At 60.0% G+C, this 16922-nt stretch carries 17 protein-coding genes; 5 read left to right on the top strand and 12 right to left on the bottom strand.

Annotated features, from left to right (window positions below; genetic code table 11):
* Positions 1 to 4: 4 nt before the first annotated feature.
* The gene (gene gloB, locus SIB56_RS07070; RefSeq protein WP_413326798.1) at positions 5 to 769 is read right to left on the bottom strand and encodes a hydroxyacylglutathione hydrolase; all 765 of its coding nucleotides are present in this window, start codon (positions 767 to 769) and stop codon (positions 5 to 7) included.
* Between the two features lie 29 nt (positions 770 to 798).
* Between gloB and hisG the strand changes: the two genes are divergently transcribed.
* The gene (gene hisG / locus SIB56_RS07065; RefSeq protein WP_413327201.1) at positions 799 to 1452 is read left to right on the top strand and encodes an ATP phosphoribosyltransferase; all 654 of its coding nucleotides are present in this window, start codon (positions 799 to 801) and stop codon (positions 1450 to 1452) included.
* Positions 1452 to 3293, top strand: a complete 1842-nt coding sequence (locus tag SIB56_RS07060) for an ABC transporter ATP-binding protein (protein ID WP_413326796.1) — start codon at positions 1452 to 1454, stop codon at positions 3291 to 3293. Before hisG ends, SIB56_RS07060 begins: the two co-directional genes overlap by 1 nt.
* Here the strand turns inward: SIB56_RS07060 and SIB56_RS07055 are convergent.
* The gene (locus SIB56_RS07055; RefSeq protein ID WP_413326794.1) at positions 3266 to 4021 is read right to left on the bottom strand and encodes an alpha/beta fold hydrolase; all 756 of its coding nucleotides are present in this window, start codon (positions 4019 to 4021) and stop codon (positions 3266 to 3268) included. The genes SIB56_RS07060 and SIB56_RS07055 overlap by 28 nt on opposite strands.
* Positions 4022 to 4138: 117 nt before the next feature.
* Between SIB56_RS07055 and SIB56_RS07050 the strand changes: the two genes are divergently transcribed.
* On the top strand, positions 4139 to 4600 hold the full coding sequence (locus tag SIB56_RS07050; RefSeq protein ID WP_413327199.1) for a GNAT family N-acetyltransferase: 462 nt from the start codon (positions 4139 to 4141) through the stop codon (positions 4598 to 4600).
* Here SIB56_RS07050 and SIB56_RS07045 read toward each other — a convergent pair.
* The 3 genes from SIB56_RS07045 to SIB56_RS07035 are packed head-to-tail and all read right to left on the bottom strand — an operon-like array spanning position 4597 to position 7101.
* Entirely contained in the window at positions 4597 to 5307 is a 711-nt protein-coding gene (locus SIB56_RS07045) for a TIGR04283 family arsenosugar biosynthesis glycosyltransferase (protein ID WP_413326792.1), read from the bottom strand. The two genes, SIB56_RS07050 and SIB56_RS07045, sit on opposite strands and share 4 nt — an antisense overlap.
* Positions 5295 to 5921, bottom strand: a complete 627-nt coding sequence (locus SIB56_RS07040; RefSeq protein ID WP_413326790.1) for a TIGR04282 family arsenosugar biosynthesis glycosyltransferase — start codon at positions 5919 to 5921, stop codon at positions 5295 to 5297. The genes SIB56_RS07045 and SIB56_RS07040 overlap by 13 nt, the downstream gene beginning before the upstream one ends.
* Positions 5922 to 5940: 19 nt before the next feature.
* Positions 5941 to 7101, bottom strand: a complete 1161-nt coding sequence (locus SIB56_RS07035) for a trypsin-like peptidase domain-containing protein (protein ID WP_413326787.1) — start codon at positions 7099 to 7101, stop codon at positions 5941 to 5943.
* Positions 7102 to 7154: 53 nt separating this feature from the next.
* On the opposite strand from SIB56_RS07035, the gene dnaA reads away from it, so the two are divergent.
* The gene (gene dnaA / locus SIB56_RS07030; protein WP_413326785.1) at positions 7155 to 8582 is read left to right on the top strand and encodes a chromosomal replication initiator protein DnaA; all 1428 of its coding nucleotides are present in this window, start codon (positions 7155 to 7157) and stop codon (positions 8580 to 8582) included.
* Between the two features lie 150 nt (positions 8583 to 8732).
* Here dnaA and SIB56_RS07025 read toward each other — a convergent pair whose 3' ends face one another.
* Complete coding sequence (locus SIB56_RS07025; protein ID WP_413326783.1) at positions 8733 to 9383, bottom strand: ParB-like protein; 651 nt, start codon at positions 9381 to 9383, stop codon at positions 8733 to 8735.
* A gap of 133 nt (positions 9384 to 9516) precedes the next feature.
* On the opposite strand from SIB56_RS07025, the gene gorA reads away from it, so the two are divergent.
* Entirely contained in the window at positions 9517 to 10878 is a 1362-nt protein-coding gene (gene gorA, locus SIB56_RS07020) for a glutathione-disulfide reductase (protein ID WP_413326781.1), read from the top strand.
* Between the two features lie 28 nt (positions 10879 to 10906).
* On the opposite strand, the gene SIB56_RS07015 is transcribed toward gorA, so the two are convergent.
* The 6 genes from SIB56_RS07015 to SIB56_RS06990 are packed head-to-tail and all read right to left on the bottom strand — an operon-like array spanning position 10907 to position 16820.
* Positions 10907 to 12397, bottom strand: coding sequence for a GMC oxidoreductase (locus tag SIB56_RS07015; protein ID WP_413326779.1), 1491 nt, complete (start codon positions 12395 to 12397; stop codon positions 10907 to 10909).
* 40 nt (positions 12398 to 12437) lie between these two features.
* A complete protein-coding gene (locus SIB56_RS07010; protein WP_413326777.1) occupies positions 12438 to 13043 on the bottom strand; it encodes a heme-copper oxidase subunit III in 606 nt (201 codons plus the stop codon).
* Between the two features lie 4 nt (positions 13044 to 13047).
* A complete protein-coding gene (locus tag SIB56_RS07005; RefSeq protein ID WP_413326775.1) occupies positions 13048 to 14736 on the bottom strand; it encodes a cytochrome c oxidase subunit I in 1689 nt (562 codons plus the stop codon).
* Positions 14737 to 14740: 4 nt separating this feature from the next.
* Positions 14741 to 15688, bottom strand: a complete 948-nt coding sequence (locus SIB56_RS07000) for a cytochrome c oxidase subunit II (RefSeq protein ID WP_413326773.1) — start codon at positions 15686 to 15688, stop codon at positions 14741 to 14743.
* A complete protein-coding gene (locus tag SIB56_RS06995; protein WP_413326771.1) occupies positions 15685 to 16323 on the bottom strand; it encodes a DUF2231 domain-containing protein in 639 nt (212 codons plus the stop codon). Before SIB56_RS06995 ends, SIB56_RS07000 begins: the two co-directional genes overlap by 4 nt.
* On the bottom strand, positions 16320 to 16820 hold the full coding sequence (locus tag SIB56_RS06990) for a DUF2231 domain-containing protein (protein ID WP_067093149.1): 501 nt from the start codon (positions 16818 to 16820) through the stop codon (positions 16320 to 16322). Before SIB56_RS06990 ends, SIB56_RS06995 begins: the two co-directional genes overlap by 4 nt.
* Positions 16821 to 16922 lie beyond the last annotated feature (102 nt).

The following is a 16922-nucleotide window of genomic DNA, read 5'->3' as shown; positions in this document are numbered from 1 at the left end:
CTGATCAGCCTCTCCAGCTGTCCTTGTGCAGCCTCAGGTCCCGCAGCTCCTCCACCGAGCAGGCTCTCAGAAACAGGTTGGTGCGGCGTTCCTCTCCCATGGTGCTTGGCAGCGAGAGGCCACCACGTCTGCGCAGTTCACTGACGCTGCTCAGGCGTTCGGCAATGGCCTGGTCATCAGGTCTGAGGGCATGGGCCCATCGCAGATTCGCCTCGGTGTATTCATGAGCGCAGTGCACGAGGGTCTCGTCAGGAAGATTCTCGAAGCGCTGCAGGGCCAGATGCATGTCCTCGGGTGACCCTTCCATCAGACGCCCACAGCCTGCGCCGAAGAGGGTGTCCCCGCAGAACAGCACAGGTGTGGGATGGTCCGTGGAGCTTCCCTGAGGCAGCACAAAAGCCAGATGTGCCCTGGTGTGCGCTTTCACATCGATGACCGTGACAGGTTGTCCCAGCACTTCGAGCTGCATCTCCGGCTCAATCGAAACCGTCTGGAAGGGAATCCTTGTCCGGTCGGCGGATGCCGCGATCACTGCGGCTGTCGGCCACTGACGCAACAGATCGGGAGTGCCGCCGATGTGGTCCGCATGGTGATGGGTCTGCAGAACGGCCCTGAGGATCAGCTGTCGCTCTTCAATCCACTCGGCAACGGGTTCGGCGACGGAGGGATCGACCACCACAGCCTCCTTGCCCCTTGTCCAGATCCAGACGATGTTGTCCTCCAGGACCGGAAGCGGCTCGATTCCGTCGCTCTGACAGGCATGACCCATCGTTAAAGTTTTGAGCGATGCAAGCTTCCATGATCACCGTTGCACTGGCCAAGGGCGCGCTGCTGCGGGAATCCGTGGAACGTTTCAGGCTTGCCGGTCTTGATTTTTCGGCCGTGCTCGATCCCGACAACCGTCAGCTGATGGTTCCTTCGGTCTGTGGCCGCGCCAGAGCTCTGCTGGTCCGAAACGGAGATGTGCCGGTTTACGTCGCTTACGGACAGGCCCAGCTTGGTGTGGTCGGGTACGACGTTCTTCGCGAGCACCAGATGCCTGTTGCGCATCTCGTTGATCTCGGTTTCGGCGGCTGCCGCATGTCCGTCGCCGTGAAGTCCAGCAGCGGTTATCGCAGGGCCACCGACCTTCCTCCCCATTGCCGGGTGGCCAGCAAATTCACCCGCTGTGCACGCCAGTATTTCGATTCGATTGACCTCCCCGTTGAGCTGGTGCATCTCACCGGATCCGTTGAACTCGGTCCGATCACGGGGATTGCCGAAGCGATTGTGGATCTGGTGGCGACCGGTCGAACGCTTCGTGACAACGGTCTTGTGGCCATTGAGGACCTCTTCCACACCACCGCCCGTCTCGTGGGTCATCCGCTCTCTCTCCGTCTGGATCAGGGAGAGCTGCAGGGGATCATCGATGCCATGGATACTCCCGTGAGAGAGACGGTGAGCTCGACCTGATGGCCGGTTCCGATCTTCAGCGCATCAGCCGGCTGGGGCGTTACCTCGGACGTGACCGCGGTCGCCTGCTTCTCACACTGGTTCTGCTGATTCCGGTGGCGTTCGCCGGAGCGATCCAGCCCCTGCTCGTTGGCCAGGCCATCTCGATTCTGCGCACCGTCTCCGGCGCGACCAACGAGGCGGTCACTCCGTTGCTTCAGTCGCTTGAGCCCACCTTGGCCCTGCGACTGATCATTGCTGCCCTGCTGATTTCCGTGCTGGTGCGCCTGGCCCTGCAGGGGGTGCAGAGCTTCAACATCCAGTCTGTTGGTCAGCGGCTCACGGCCAGAATCCGTCGCGATCTGTTTGCCCACGCGATGGACCTCTCCCTGAGGTTCCATGACCGCATGCCGGTCGGCAAACTGCTCACACGCCTCACCAGCGATGTCGACGCGCTGGCTGAAGTGTTCGGCAGTGGTGCTGTTGGGGTTCTCGGCGATCTCGTCACACTCACTGTGATCGCCGTAACCATGTTGCTGATCGAGTGGCGACTGGGTCTGCTGTTGTTGTTGTCTCAGGTTCCCGTCACTTTGGTAGTTCTCTGGCTCCAGGCCCGCTACCGCAAGGCGAATTACCGGGTGCGCGAGGAGTTGTCGCAACTGAATGCAGATTTTCAGGAAAATCTGCAGGGTCTGGACGTGGTTCAGATGTTTCGTCGTGAAGCCTTCAACGGAGCCCGCTTCGAACGAACCGGCCTGGCCTACCGCGAAGCGGTGAATGGAACGATTCTTTTCGACAGCAGCATCTCCGCATTTCTGGAGTGGGTCTCGCTCGGAGCTGTGGCGGTGGTGCTCGCCCTGGGTGGCTGGATGGTCACCTCCGGTGCGATGGGGCTTGGCACCCTCACGACCTTCATCCTCTTCTCTCAGCGTCTGTTCGATCCGCTGCGGCAGATGGCGGAGCGATTCACGCAGATCCAGGGCGGACTGACCGCTGTTGAGCGAATCGGAGAACTACTGGAGGAGCCACTGGAAATCAGGGATCACACCTTGACGGGCCCTGGAAACACCCAGGAGAACCGTGCCGATCTGCAGCCTGCACCGCTTGAGGTGATGTCGTCGCAACGTGGTGAAGTGGTGTTTGAGGGTGTGCACTTCGCCTATCGCCCTGATGAACCGATCCTTCGGGATCTCAGTTTCCGGCTCGCCCCTGGCGAGCATGTGGCACTGGTGGGTCCAACCGGTTCAGGCAAGACCACCGTGATCCGATTGCTCTGCAGGCTTTATGAGCCTCAGCGGGGTCGGATTCTTCTGGATGGCCGCGACATACGCTCTCTTTCACTGCCTGATCTGCGTCGACAGCTCGGCGTGGTTCTGCAGGACACGTTTCTGTTCAGTGGCAGCGTCGGCGACAACCTGCGTCTCGACAGGCAGATTGATGATCGACAGCTCATGGATGTCTGCAGGGAGCTTGGACTCAGCTCTCTGCTGGGCAGGCTTCCTCAGGGGCTCGACACCGAGCTGCGGGAGCGTGGCGGCAACCTCAGCTCAGGCGAGCGTCAGCTGCTTGCTGTGGCACGGGTCGCGATCAGGAATCCCAATGTTCTGGTGATGGACGAGGCCACCGCCTTCATGGATCCTTCAACAGAAGCAACCCTGCAGAGGGATCTGGACCGCTTGCTGGAGCGTCGAACCGCCGTGGTGATCGCCCACCGGCTGGCCACTGTCGAGGCTGCCGATCGGATTCTGGTTCTGCGCCGGGGACGTTTGATCGAGCAGGGAACCCATCTGCAGCTGCGGGCTCAGGGTGGGCTCTATGCCGAACTCGCCGAGCTTCAGGAACGGGGGCTTGCCAGGCTCTGACGTTCAACCCAGCTGATCAGCATTCGGCGGAGGACCTCCGGCTTCTGGCGCATGGGCAGATGGCCGCATCCCTCGATCTGTTGATAGTCATGACCTGGGCTGTAAGCCGCGAGATGGCGCACATAGCCCGGTTCCATCACCTGATCCCTGTCGCCGCTGATCCACAGGCTTGCGACTCCCAGTTCCGAAACCAATCCCGGCAGATCGCGCACGGCACCGCGACTGGTGCTGTTCACCAGCAGTCCTCTGGCAGCTCTTCGTTCAGCCTTGAAAGGTCCAAGCTCGCCAACCGGTGGCGGCAGCCGACCGAGAGCATCCGGACGCAGCTCCAGAATCAGCCGTCCGAAGCTGCGCAGGCGGCGAAAGGGGCGGGGCTGGTAGATCCCTCCACCGGCTGCCAGCAGAACAACCCCGGTCAACCCGGGTTGTTCCCGCTGACGCAGATGGGCTTCAGCATGCAGCACCACGCTGCCTCCGAGTGAGTGACCCAGCAGCACGAACGGTCTTCCCTGCGACCTGTGAACGGCTTCCTCCGCCAGCCAGCGGCCATAGGCCTGCAGGTTGGGCAGCATTCCCCGGGGCCGCTCCGCATCACCGAAACCGGGCAGATCCGGGCACCAGAGCTCGATCTCGGGGTGCTTCTCGCTCCAGCACTCAGCGAACGGCGACCAGACCTGCCTGCTTAAAAGCCAGCCGTGCACAGCAATCAGCAGTTGGGGAGCAGGCATCGTTGCGGAACTTGCCCTCCCACCTTGCCTCTCTGAGCGCCTTTCGTGCGCCAGGATCGTGACAATGCCGCATCGTCTGTGATCGACGCCTCCCTCACTCCAGAGACCCTGCAGGTGATGTATGGCGATCAGGCGAAGCTTTGTGCCACACCGAGCAGTCAGCTCACCCTCGTGTTCAGTCAGCACCGAGACTTTGATCTGGTGGAGCTGGAGCAGCTGCTGGAGGCGGTGGGCTGGAGTCGCCGGCCTGTGCGCAGGGTGCGCAAGGCCCTCGACAACAGCCTGATCCGGGTGGGCCTATGGCGTCACGATGCCAGGATCCCGCGCCTCGTCGGCTTTGCGCGCTGCACCGGCGATGGAGTGCTTGAGGCGACCATCTGGGATGTGGCGGTTCACCCCCTCTATCAGGGTTCCGGACTCGGCAGCCAGCTGATGGATTACATCCTCGATGCCCTGCGTGCCCTGGGCACCGAACGCGCCACGTTGTTCGCTGACCCAGGGGTTCTGCCCTTCTACAAGCGCCTGGGCTGGGATCTTGAGCCCAATGGTCACCGCTGCGGCTTCTGGTATGCGAACTAAGTTCGGTAATACCGCTCGGCCAGCAGCTCCGCAGACTCTCCACGCTTCCAGCGCCATCGCAGAGATGCATTGCGACAGCTGCGCCGCAACACACCATCAGCCTGCCAGCGCCGCCCGTCAGTGGTCAGCGGCAGACCGATCCGCCTCAGATCACTGACGCGACTCAGCCGCTCCACCAGGTCCAGATCCTCCATAAGGGGCAGCTCAGCGAAGCCGCCGCAACGCTCGTAAAGGCTGCGATGCAACAGCAACCCCTGGTCACCGTAAGGGCGTTGCAACCAGCGGCTGCGCAGGCCCACACCCCGCTCCAGCAGTCGCCTGGCCGGAGTGGAGGGTCTGATGCGCAGATCGAAATACCAGGCGGATCGCGCGGCTGATGAAGCCTGCAGCAGGGTGCTCAACACCTTTGGCAACTGCACCGACAAACGGCTGTCTGCGTGCAGAAACAGCAGCCAGTCGCCAAGAGCCTCAGCAGCTGCGGCGCGAAGTTGGCGGCCGCGGCCAGGGGGATGCACCTTGATCAGACACGCGCCTGCCAGAGTTGCGATCCGCTGCGTTGCATCGCTGCTTCCTCCGTCAGCCAGCAGGATCTCCGCACCGGGAGTAGAGCGCTGCAGATCCGCCAGCAGCAGTGGCAACCGGGCTGCTTCATTCAGGCAGGGGATCACCACGCTCAGCCGCTGGGTGAAGCCGTTCATGCCATCCATGCCTCCAGATCCTCAACCCGGTCGATGTCATTGCGCGCGTCGAGCAGCGCAGGTGTCAGACCTCGCTGGCAGGCCCGCTCCCAGGTGAGATGGAAGACCTGCTCGCTTCCCCACGGGATCGAATGGAACGGCCAGCGGGGGGCTCCCGCTGGCGCGGCTCCAAGACCCATCAGCCAGTAGCCACCGTCCCGTGAAGGTCCGAGAACCAGTGGGGAGTTTTGCAGGAGTTCAATGGCTCTGATCAGGTCTCTTGGAGACAGATCGGGAAGATCCGTGCCGATCAGCATCACCGGAGCACCTGGGTGAGCGGACCGTGCGCGCAGCACCTCCCTATGCATGCGGTTTCCGAGGTCTCCTCGGCCCTGCTCACTGATGGTGGCCTCGGGAAGCGAGCAAAGCCAGCGGCGCCTCGCTTTCCTGCCGGCGCCGCTGATGGCAATGTGCAGATGAAGCTGTCCATGCTGGGCAAGAGACTGAGCAACGGTCAGGGTGTGACTGATCAGCCGGGCCTGAATGCGTGCTGCGGCTGAAGGGCCCAGTGATCGGGCAAGACGCTCTTTGCAGCGTCCGCTGGCGGGCCAGCGGGTCATCACCACGAGAACGGGCGCGCTCATCGGATCAGCCCGTCAAGGATCACTGCTGTCTGGGGAGTTCCTCGGGTTTCACCATCAGCTCGATGCTTTCACCATCGCGTTCCACAACGATGAGCATGGCCTGGCCGACCTGTCCACGGTCGACCGCCAGCTGCACTTCGGAAGGGTCCTGCACCTTGGTGCCGTTCACCTCGCGGATCAGGTCGCAGGGGCGGATCCCCGCTGCCGCGGCAGGGCTGCTCTCCACCACTTCGATCACCACCACGCCGTTCAACTCAGGCACCTCGCAGAGGTTGCTGTTGGCGGCTGCATTGATCTCCTTTGCCAGCTGGGGCGTCAGGCTCTGGAGCCGGACCCCGATGAATGGATGGGATGCCTGCCCGGTGCTGATGATCTGCTGGGCGATTCTTTTGGCCAGATTGATCGGGATGGCGAAACTGAGACCTGCTCCGGGTGCCTGACGAATCGCTGTGTTGATGCCGATCACCTGACCGGCGGCATTGATCAGCGGACCGCCGCTGTTGCCAGGATTCACTGCTGCGTCGGTCTGGATGTAGGGCACCCGCTGCCCTTCACCAATGGCGTTGGTGCGATCCACCGCACTGATGATTCCTGCCGTAATGGTGTTGTCCAGCCCCAGCGGATTGCCGATGGCGATGGCCCATTCCCCCGGCCTGAGATTGCTGGAATTACCGAGCGGCGCGACGGGCAACTTGTCCGCCACCACGCGCACCACCGCCACATCGGTGAGGGGATCACCACCCAGCACATCACCCTTGAAACTGCGTCCATCGGGCAGCGTCACCGACACCTGGTCCGCACCTTCCACAACGTGTGCATTGGTGAAGATCAGACCATCGGAACGGGTGATGAATCCCGACCCCTGCCCAGCTTGTTGCTGTATCGGCGCTCTGCCTCCGAACAGATTGCCCAGCGGGTTGACCACTCGCTTCACGGTGTCGATCCGGACCACGGCAGGCCCTACACGGTCCACCGCCTCGACAATGATGTTCTTGCCAGGTTGCAGGGGGGCTGATCGGGGGCCGTCGCTCACCTCCGGCAGGGGATCGCTGGCCGGAGGTTGATCCAGGCCGATGCGCTGCTTCCAGGTGTTTCCGCAGCCGCTCAGCCCTGAGCCGATGAGACCGGCACCGATGAGCGTCAGGGCTCGCTGCAGAGGTTGCTGGATGGCGGAGGCCATGAAGATGTGTGATGTCGTCAGCACCTCATTAAAGACGGACTGATCAGCCAGGGGTGCGTAGATTCAGCCACCGTGATTCGGAGGGTGCTGTGCTGACGGGTAGTGAGCTTTGGAGCAAGGTTCAGCAGGCCCTTCAGAGCAACCTCAGCAAGCCGACCTTCGAGACCTGGATCCGCCCTGCCCAGTGCAGCGGATTCCGGGAGGGAACGCTCACGCTGCTGGCACCCAACAGCTTCGCCAGCAACTGGCTACGCAAGAACTACGCGGCCACCATCGCCGATGTGGCCGGTGAGATCGTCGGCAAGCCTGTGATGGTGTCTGTTCTGGCGCGGGATGCCGAGGACCTCCATGCAGGTCAGGGATCCAAAGCGGCAACGGCGGCAGCTCCGCCTGCGCCGGTCCCTGCTCCTGCTGCGCCCACCTCTTCTGCAGCCAAGGCTCCCCGCCGTCTGCCGGGGCTGAACATGCGTTACGTGTTCAACCGGTTCGTGGTGGGGCCCAACAGCCGCATGGCTCACGCCGCCGCCCTCGCCGTCGCCGAGGCTCCAGGCCGTGAATTCAACCCGCTGTTCATCTGCGGAGGCGTCGGCCTGGGCAAAACCCACCTGATGCAGGCGATCGGTCACTACCGCCTCGAGATCGACCCCGATGCCAGGGTGTTCTATGTCTCCACCGAGACCTTCACCAACGATCTGATCGTCTCCATCCGCAAGGACGGCATGCAGGCCTTCCGCGATCGTTACCGGGCCGCTGATCTCATTCTCGTGGATGACATCCAGTTCATCGAGGGCAAGGAATACACCCAGGAAGAGTTCTTCCACACCTTCAATGCGCTGCATGAGGCGGGACGACAGATCGTGATCGCCAGCGATCGGCCTCCCAGCCAGATCCCAAGACTGCAGGAACGTCTGATCTCGCGTTTCTCCATGGGACTGATCGCTGACATCCAGGCGCCTGACCTGGAGACGCGCATGGCGATTCTCCAGAAAAAGGCTGAGCAGGAACGTGTCTCCCTGCCCAGGGATCTGATTCAGTACATCTCCGGTCGTTTCACCTCCAACATCCGTGAGCTGGAGGGTGCGCTGACCAGGGCCGTGGCCTTCTCCTCGATCACCGGGATGCCGATGACCGTTGAATCGGTTGCGCCCATGCTCGACCCCAGTGGCCAGGGGGTTGATGTCACGCCTCAGCAGGTGATCGACAAGGTGTCGGAAGTCTTCGGTGTGTCTGCGGATGACATGCTCAGCAGCAGTCGCCGCCGTGCCGTCAGTCAGGCACGCCAGGTGGGGATGTTCCTCATGCGTCAGGGCACAGGACTGAGCCTGCCGCGCATCGGCGAGACGTTCGGTGGAAAGGACCACACCACGGTGATGTATGCCATTGAGCAGGTGGAGAAGAAGCTCGGCACCGATCCACAGCTGGCCAGTCAGGTGCAGAGGGTGCGCGATCTGCTGCAGATCGATTCACGTCGCAAGCGCTGACCGTGGCTTGAGGAGATGACGGCCAGCGAGACCATGTCGATCGCATCGGCTGGATGCACTCCTGACTGAGCGTCGATATTGATGCTTCCTCTCTTGTTCAGCGCAGATACGAAGCGGACATCGATGGAGTGTTCGTCATTGTTGCTCGATTCAGTTTCCGCCGGTCCAGCCGGCCAGATGGGAAGCAGCCGCTGACTGGGTCAGCCGCCGTGCCGCCGGCAGGGCCGGATCCAGCTGGGCGGAACTGAAGGGAGGCAGGGGACGGGTACGCAGCCATGCTCCCCATCGGAACTCGTGATAGGGGATCAGCCGCTGGGGCCTGATCAGGCCCTCCTTCTTGAGTTTCCACACGAGACTGCGGTAGGGGTCGTCTTGAAGCCCCAGCAGTGAATGGGGCAGCTCCGTCGGGTGCCATGGACCGTTGCCGCGTCCGTCATGGAGGTACAGCCAGCCCCGATGCTGAAGCGCCGCGAGGGCTTCGTCGCGGCTGTCGCTGGCGAGTTCAGCGATCACGTAGCCATAGGTTGTGACCTCGGGGTCCATCTCCAGAAGTGCTCTGAGACGGTGGTGTCGATCCACCATCCAGAGCTTGCCGATGCGGTCACGCACCAGAGGTACAGGCTTGCTGCGCAGATAGTCGAGGCGTTCCTTTCTGCTCTCCTGACTGAAGTCCCTCTGACGGCTGCGCACCTCTGCAAGCCCCACGCACATCTGGGTGGGCTGAAGGTCATGCACCCGGACCTCGATCAGGCTGTGCGCATCGTCATGATCCGGAATCCGGTCGTAGCGAGGCAGATGCACACGGGACTCCAGAGCTCGATTGCCCCAACCCTATGTCGGTCTCACGGATCGGTCGGCCTGGCAATCCGGATCGGTTCGTTGCAGATCCTGAAACCAGACGCATCAGAATGGATGAAGTTGAGTCTCAGCTGCGGTGGACCAGTCGTTTGATCTCGTGGTGCTCGGCGCCGGTTCCGGTGGCCTGGCTGCCGCCAAGCGGGCGGCACGTCATGGTGCCAGCGTCGCCATCGTGGAGGGAGATCGTGTTGGCGGCACCTGTGTGATCAGGGGTTGCGTTCCCAAGAAACTGCTGGTCTATGGATCCCAGATGGCGGATCAGATGGAGGAGGCCTCCAGCTACGGGGTTCATCCATCGGAGGTCCGGATCGATTCCGCGCAGCTACTTGCCAATGTGCGTGCTGAGGTGGATCGCCTCAATGCTATGCACATCGAATTCCTGGCCAAAGCCGGGGTCACTCTGGTCAATGGCTGGGGACGGTTCGAGGATGACCGTCACATTCTTGTCTCTGCTCAGCCTGGTGGAGAACCTGAGCATCGTCTGCGCGCGGAAAGGGTGTTGATCGGAGTCGGCGGGCGCCCCCAACGGCCCGACATCCCAGGGGCCGAGCTGGGATGGGTCAGTGATGACATGTTCCTGCTGGAGCGCTTTCCGAAGCGTGTCGTGGTGGTGGGTGCAGGCTTCATCGCCTGCGAATTCGCCGGTATCCTCAGCGGTCTTGGTGTGGAAGTCACCCAGCTTGTGCGGCGTGAGTCTCTGCTGCGGGGCTTCGACGCCGAACTGGCCGGAGTGGTTCAGGAAGGAATGGCGGAGAAGGGCGTGAATCTTCAGTTCACAACGAGTCCTGAAAGCATTGAGGGAACGCAAGGAGATCTTGTGGTCTGCACAGATCGTGGGGATCGCATCCCCTGTGGCGGTGTGCTGCTTGCCACAGGACGCCGGCCTTTCCTGAAGGGACTCAATCTTGATGCAGCGGGTGTGTCGATTCAGGAGCATCGCATTCCCGTCGATGCTGATCAGCGCACCAACGTCTCCCATGTTTTCGCCGTCGGTGATGTGACCGATCGCATCTGTCTCACTCCTGTGGCGATTGATGAGGGTCGTGCCTTCGCTGACAGCATCTTTGGAGACCGTCCGCGTCAGGTGGACCATGAGCTGGTGGCCAGTGCGGTGTTCAGTCAGCCGGAGCTTGCAACGGTGGGAATGTCGGAAGAGAACGCCATCGCTCAGTACGGCGCCGATGGCGTGGTGATTCACAGGGCCCGGTTCCGTTCCATGGCGCAGGCACTGCCGAAGCGCGGCCCCCGCTGCCTGCTCAAGCTCGTGCTGGAAGCGGAAACCGAGCGAGTGCTGGGCTGCCATATGGTCGGAGAGCATGCCGCTGAGATCATTCAGATGGCAGCGATCGCGGTTGGGATGGGAGCGACCAAGGCTGACTTTGACCGCACCATGGCTCTGCATCCCACGGTGTCAGAGGAATTCGTCACCATGACCTGAAAGCCAGATCATCCCAGCGATCTCCCAGTCAGCTGTGGAGTCTTGCGTGGAGTGTTTCCGCCATGCGCAGAGCCAGGGCGATGGTGGTTAGCCCCGGCCCGACGCTTGGGCAACTCGGGAAAACACTGCTGTCGGCGATGTAGACGTTATCGAGTTCATGGCACTTTCCGGTTGCGTCCACAACGGATACGGCGGGATCCTCACCCATGCGGCAGGTGCCGCAGGCAAAGCCCACAACGCTGAGAGGGGCTTCACCGCGGGGATGAACGGGCTCTGATGTGACCACCTTGGTGTACGGATCGGCCTCCACCGATTTGAGCGTATCGATCCATCTGTACACCAGTCGGTCATGGGCTTCCCGGTTGTTATGGAGGTAATTGATGCGGATCTGCTCCTTGTTCAGCCAGACTCTGTTCTCCTGATCGGGAAGCACTTCGGTCATGGCCCACCAGGCCACCGTCCGGGAGGCGAGGCGTTTGATTCCAAAGCTCGGAATCAGTTTGCTGATCAGCGACAGGACAGGTGGTGATTCTGCAAACAGCGCGTCCTGAAGCACTCCTCCAGCAGCCTGAATATGTCCCAGCGGGAAGCTCACATTCTTGTCTCCCCAGTAGTAGTCGTTGACTCCATAGGACCGCGCATAACGGCCGCTGTTGGGTGCTGCGGAACGCTGCAGGATGGAGGTGATCTGCACATTCATCAGATTCCTGCCCACCTGGTCCGATCTGTTGCCGAGGCCGCAGGGGTCTCGGCCACTTCTGGATCTCAGCAGGATCGCCGGTGTGTTGATTGCGCCGGCCGCAAGCACGACCAGATCGGAGGAAAACAGCCAGATCTCCCCTTCCACATCCGTCTCCACTCTTTTCACCTCCCGTCCGCTGGGATTCACATGCAGCCTGAGAACCTTGGCTTTGTGGCGAATGTGCAGATTGCCGGTGTCGGCATGCGCGAGTCCGCAGAGCTCGGCATCGCCAACGGGATCCCGTTCATCGTCTGACCAACTGAGTGGCAAGTCATAGGGTTGACATCCCTGACGCAGCAGACCTTCACGCAGCTCCTCGAGGAACGGCATCACCGCGCGAGGTGAATGCTCAAAACCCTTGCTTCGCGATGGTTCCGTTGGATCGACGCCAGCTTTGCCGTGGACCCGATACAGCGTTTCAGCCTGGTCGTAGTAAGGAGCCAGGTGGTTGTAATCGAATGGCCATGCCGGCGAAACCCCCTCCTGCAAAGGCAGGTCGGTGAAGTCCTTTTCGCGCATGCGCTCGAGCACTGCTCCCCAGATTTTGGTGTTTCCGCCAACGGCGTAAAACGTCTGGGGTGAAAAGGGATCGCCATCCGGTCCGAACCACTGTTCATCTTTGATCCGCGGGCGGTTTTGCCAACCCTCCTCCACCGCTTCGCCTCGTTCGAGCACAAGCACACTGCGGCCTTCTCGGCTGAGGGCCCCCGCCAGGGTTGCTCCTCCGGCACCACTGCCGATGATGATGATGTCGTAATGGCGGTCGTCGATGATCATGGCGATGCTGTCGCTTTGACGGCCGGAAGAATCAGCTTGTTCAGGTCGTGCGTTGCCATACGTAAATCAACAGGAAAAGAATGATCCAGATGACATCCACGAAGTGCCAGAACAGACTCACTGAAGTGACTCCCATATCACCTTTCGCGTAATTATCTGGGAGAAAAGAGCGGAACAACATCAAACCCATCAGGAAAATCCCAGTGATCACGTGAAGACCGTGGAAACCGGTCAGCAGGTAAAAAGTTCCGCCGAAAACACCGCTGCTGAGAGTGAATGTGAGCTCCGACCATTCAACATATTGCCCATACACGAAATAGCTGCCCATGGCCATCGTAAGCAGCCACATCGCTCTGAATCCCCAGAGGTTTTTTTTGTGGAGATAAACCTCTGCAAAATAAGCAACAAAGCTTGAACTCACCAGAATGATCGAATTGATCAGAGGCATTTTTGTTTCAAGCCCTTCAACCCCATCGGGTAACCATTCAGGGCTCGTGATCTTCAGCACGGCATAACCGGCGAAGAAGGCAATGAAGATAATGCTTTCTGAGCACAGAAAGATGATGAATCCAGTGAGGTTATGGCCATCGTGTTGGACATGCCCCGGGGTGTGATTCAGAGGTAGATCTGGATTGGCACCTGTCATCAGGTCATGCCTCAAGCGAGCGGCGGATGTAGAACTCCTCATCCTCGACAAGGGGATGCCCCATGCCATAGCCATAGGGCTCACTGATCACCGTTGGGATATCGTCCTCGAAATTCTCGGCAGGTGGAGGCGAGGGAAGCAGCCACTCCAGACCGATGGCTCTCCAGGGGTTGGGGGTTGCTCTTGGCCCCCTTGCCCAGGAGCTGACAATGTTGAGGATGAAGGGAATGGAGGCCACGCCAAGCATGAAGGCCCCTATGCTGGCGATCACATTCCAGAGAGCGAATTCGGGGTCGTAGGAGGCAACGCGTCGCGGCATGCCGTAGAGGCCTGCCCAGTGCAAAGGGAGCCAGTTGAGTGTTGCACCAATGAAGGTGAGAGTGAAATGAACTTTTCCCAGGCCTTCGTAATACATGCGACCGGTGAACTTGGGGAACCAGTGGTAAATGCCTGCGAAAACGCCGAATCCAATGGTGTTGAAGATGATGTAGTGAAAATGAGCAACAACAAAGTAGGTGTTTCCTACGTGGATGTCGATCGGTACTGTTCCCAGCATCACACCGGTGATGCCTCCGAAAATGAAGTTCACAAGGCCTCCGAGCACGAACAGCATTGACGTGGTCAGTCGGATTTTTCCTCCCCACAATGTTCCCAGCCAGGCGAACACTTTTACGCCGGTGGGTACAGCGATCAGCATGGTGGTGACCATGAACAGATTGCGCATCCACTGTGGAGTTCCGGTGTAGAACATGTGATGCACCCAGACGATCAGTCCCAGGAAGGTGATGATGAATGAGGCCAGTGCCACGAATTTGTAGCCGAACAGAGGTTTGCGTGAATAAACCGTGATCAGTTCCGAGAAGATGCCGAACACAGGAAGCACCATCACGTACACCGCCGGATGCGAGTAGAACCAGAAAAAGTGCTGGTAAAGCACGGGATCTCCACCGCCTTCAGGTCTGAAGAAGCTGGTGCCGAAACTGAGATCGAACAGGAGCATGATCGCTCCACCGGTGAGTGCCGGAAGACCGATCAGCTGAAGAGTCTGCGCGGCCCATGCGGTCCACACAAACACCGGCATGCGGAAATATCCCATGCCCGGAGCCCGCATGCCGATGATCGTGGTGACGAAATTGACGGCACCCATGATTGAGGAAACGCCGGAAATAGCTACGGCAAGAATCCAGAGAAATTCACCATTGATGAAATGTCCCAGAGGGTTCTGGATGCTCATCGGTGGGTAAGACCACCAGCCCGATGAGGCAGGGCCGCCTGGCACGAAGAAACTGCTGAGCAGAACGACAGCAAAAACCGGCACCAACCAGAAGGCCAAGGCGTTCAACTTGGGGAAGGCCATGTCCGGAGCCCCGATCATCGTGGGGATCAGCAGATTGTTGAAGCCGTTCAGGACCGGGAACAGAAACAGGAACAGCATCACCGTTCCATGCATCGTGTAAAGACCGTTGTAGACGCTGGGGTCCACAAGATCCGCCGGTGGAGTGATCAATTCCCCTCGCATCACCATGGCCAGCAACCCACCCAGGAGAAGGAAGAGAAGGGAGAGCCCGATGTATTGAATGCCGATCACCTTCGCATCGGTGTTGAAGCTGAAGAAGCGCTTCCAGTTGTCGGGAGCACCTGGAACGGGGTGGGGCGCCTTCAGCACCCTTGGGTCGTAATCGGTGATCGTCATCGTTTCAGGAGTCGTGGGGCGCTTCGGGATTACCGGGGTCGTTGACCATGGGGGGAGCTGCGGGGGCAACCGTTGCCCAGCCGCGGTTGCCCTCCCTGAGGCGTTTTTCGTAGAGAGGGGTGCCAGGGCTCAGTCCCTGCACCATCGGGAGCTTGGCGGTGCTTGTCAGCCATGCGTCGTAGTTCTCCTCGGATTCGACAATCACATTCGTCTGGTTCTGGGAGAAATAAGCGCCGCTGAACATGGCGTCGCGCAGCCTGAAACGTCCTTCTTTTGTGGGTGTAAGGCTGTAGGAGATCACACTCCCTGGAATGATGTCCTGCTTCAGGCGGAATGCAGGGATGTAGAAGCTGTGGATGACATCATTCGAACTCAAAAGGAAATTGGCCCTCAGATTCACCGGAAGATGCAGTTCGGAACTGCGTACTCCATTGGGATAAATGAACTCCCAGGACCATTGCCTTGAGATCACTTCGATTGGGCCGACCTCACGAGTTGCATCAAGGGTTGCAACTGTTTCAGGTGCCTGATTGACGGCAACGTCATATTTCTGCTTTGGGCCAAGTGTGGCAAGCGTTTCATTCACATGGATGGAATAAGACGCGAGAGCCATGACAATCACGAATGGAATCACGGTCCATATGATTTCTAGCTTCGTGTTGCCCTCAATTGGCAGACCATCACTTTCGTCATATTTTTCGGCTCGGCTGAAAAGGATGGACCAGAGGATGAAACCCACGCAGCCGATGAAGATGAAAGCCCCGATGCCCACCTCCAGGCTGAAAAGATCATCGACATAGGGAGCGGCCGTGGACGCCGGGACCGGCAGCCATCCGTAGGCCCAGCGGGAGATCTGATAACTCGCTGCGACATCAATCAGCGTGCAGACCAGAACCACGGCGAGGAGCCTGAGTGGAGGGCCCTTCCTCGGGCTCCGGCGAGCGGATGTCATGGCAGAGCCTCCTTGAGATCGACTCCGGCAGCCAGCAGTTGGTCTGCTGTGATGTGGACCCCGAATTCACTGGCGAGCCATGCCCCGAGGCTTCCATGAACGCCCATCACAAGCAGGATCGTGGCGCCACAGAAGAGATACAGCCAGGTCACCTGACGCCCAAGGTCCTTCCGCCAGACGAAGCGCTGGTAGCCACGCCAGATGGTCATCGCCACGATGATCAGCAGCAGGGCCACGCCTCCGATGGCATGCCAGAGCATGGTGTTGATGGCGTTCTGCCCGATCACGGTGCGAATGTCCCCAGGAAGAGGCACTGCCAGGAGCATTTCGTAGAAGCCCGCAGCCACCGTGAAAAAGGTGATCACGCTGCAGGCCAGCACGTTGTACCAGCCCACGTCGTGAAAGCCAGTTCGGGTCACCGGCAGGGCCAGAAAGCGGAACACCCGCTTCTCCAACGGGTAGAAGGCACCGGCGAAATCGAAAGCGATTCCGATCGCGAACAAGCCGATCGTGAAATGCACGAGATTCGGATGGATCGGGATCGAATAAGGCAGATCATTGGCTCCCAGCTGATCGGCGATCTCATTGATCGGAGAGGGAATCGCCATCAACAGGCCAAGAATCGCGGAGTTCATGACACCGCCCCACTGCGGATGGCATCAACAACAGGGACTGTGTGCAGCCCGTAGATCCAGACGAGCATGTCGCCCAGATACACCTGACAGAACACCAGCGTGGCGAGAACTCCGTCAAGAACGAGGAATCCTGCGGGCAGACGGGTGGGGTCCTTCTGACGCACCACATAGCGCCATCCTGTGAACAGGCCGAGCACACCCGCCAGAGACCAGCCGATGGTGCTGTGGTAATTGAGGATGTCGCGAGCTGCTCCGTAGGGACTTGCCAGGCCTGCTTCGATCTGACCGAAGATGATGGCGACGAAAATTGCAATGGTCGCCACCAGAAGATTCCAGAAGCTCACCTCGAAGAGATTTCGTCTGCGTGTGATCACACCCAGCAAATCGAATACAACAGTGATCAGCGCCATCGCGATCACGAAGTGCACGACGATTGGATGGATGACATCCAGCCAGGGCAGATTTTTATCGTTGAGAGGTGGAAGCAGCTCGAGCATCGGCAAGCCGAGCAACGTTCCTCAAGGATGGACAGCATTCAGGGAGCAGTCAGCCCTTCGTGAACGAATGCTCGCGATGATTTGACACAGCCCTTGCAATGA

Origin of the sequence: Synechococcus sp. MIT S9503, from assembly GCF_047304175.1 — a bacterium.
Taxonomy (GTDB): domain Bacteria; phylum Cyanobacteriota; class Cyanobacteriia; order PCC-6307; family Cyanobiaceae; genus Synechococcus_C.
This window is presented reverse-complemented; position numbering and strand designations above follow the sequence as displayed.

What these genes read in the sequence shown, in the direction of transcription:
- SIB56_RS07015 (WP_413326779.1), bottom strand. Translation starts at nt 12,397, where the DNA reads ATGATCATCGACGACCGCCATTACGACATCATCATCATCGGCAGTGGT.
- SIB56_RS06995 (WP_413326771.1), bottom strand. Translation starts at nt 16,323, where the DNA reads ATGAACTCCGCGATTCTTGGCCTGTTGATGGCGATTCCCTCTCCGATC.
- SIB56_RS07055 (WP_413326794.1), bottom strand. Translation starts at nt 4,021, where the DNA reads ATGCCTGCTCCCCAACTGCTGATTGCTGTGCACGGCTGGCTTTTAAGC.
- SIB56_RS07005 (WP_413326775.1), bottom strand. Translation starts at nt 14,736, where the DNA reads ATGACGATCACCGATTACGACCCAAGGGTGCTGAAGGCGCCCCACCCC.
- SIB56_RS07045 (WP_413326792.1), bottom strand. Translation starts at nt 5,307, where the DNA reads ATGGATGGCATGAACGGCTTCACCCAGCGGCTGAGCGTGGTGATCCCC.
- SIB56_RS06990 (WP_067093149.1), bottom strand. Translation starts at nt 16,820, where the DNA reads ATGCTCGAGCTGCTTCCACCTCTCAACGATAAAAATCTGCCCTGGCTG.
- SIB56_RS07035 (WP_413326787.1), bottom strand. Translation starts at nt 7,101, where the DNA reads ATGGCCTCCGCCATCCAGCAACCTCTGCAGCGAGCCCTGACGCTCATC.
- SIB56_RS07050 (WP_413327199.1), top strand. Translation starts at nt 4,139, where the DNA reads ATGTATGGCGATCAGGCGAAGCTTTGTGCCACACCGAGCAGTCAGCTC.
- SIB56_RS07000 (WP_413326773.1), bottom strand. Translation starts at nt 15,688, where the DNA reads ATGACATCCGCTCGCCGGAGCCCGAGGAAGGGCCCTCCACTCAGGCTC.
- gloB (WP_413326798.1), bottom strand. Translation starts at nt 769, where the DNA reads ATGGGTCATGCCTGTCAGAGCGACGGAATCGAGCCGCTTCCGGTCCTG.
- SIB56_RS07060 (WP_413326796.1), top strand. Translation starts at nt 1,452, where the DNA reads ATGGCCGGTTCCGATCTTCAGCGCATCAGCCGGCTGGGGCGTTACCTC.
- SIB56_RS07010 (WP_413326777.1), bottom strand. Translation starts at nt 13,043, where the DNA reads ATGACAGGTGCCAATCCAGATCTACCTCTGAATCACACCCCGGGGCAT.
- hisG (WP_413327201.1), top strand. Translation starts at nt 799, where the DNA reads ATGATCACCGTTGCACTGGCCAAGGGCGCGCTGCTGCGGGAATCCGTG.
- SIB56_RS07040 (WP_413326790.1), bottom strand. Translation starts at nt 5,921, where the DNA reads ATGAGCGCGCCCGTTCTCGTGGTGATGACCCGCTGGCCCGCCAGCGGA.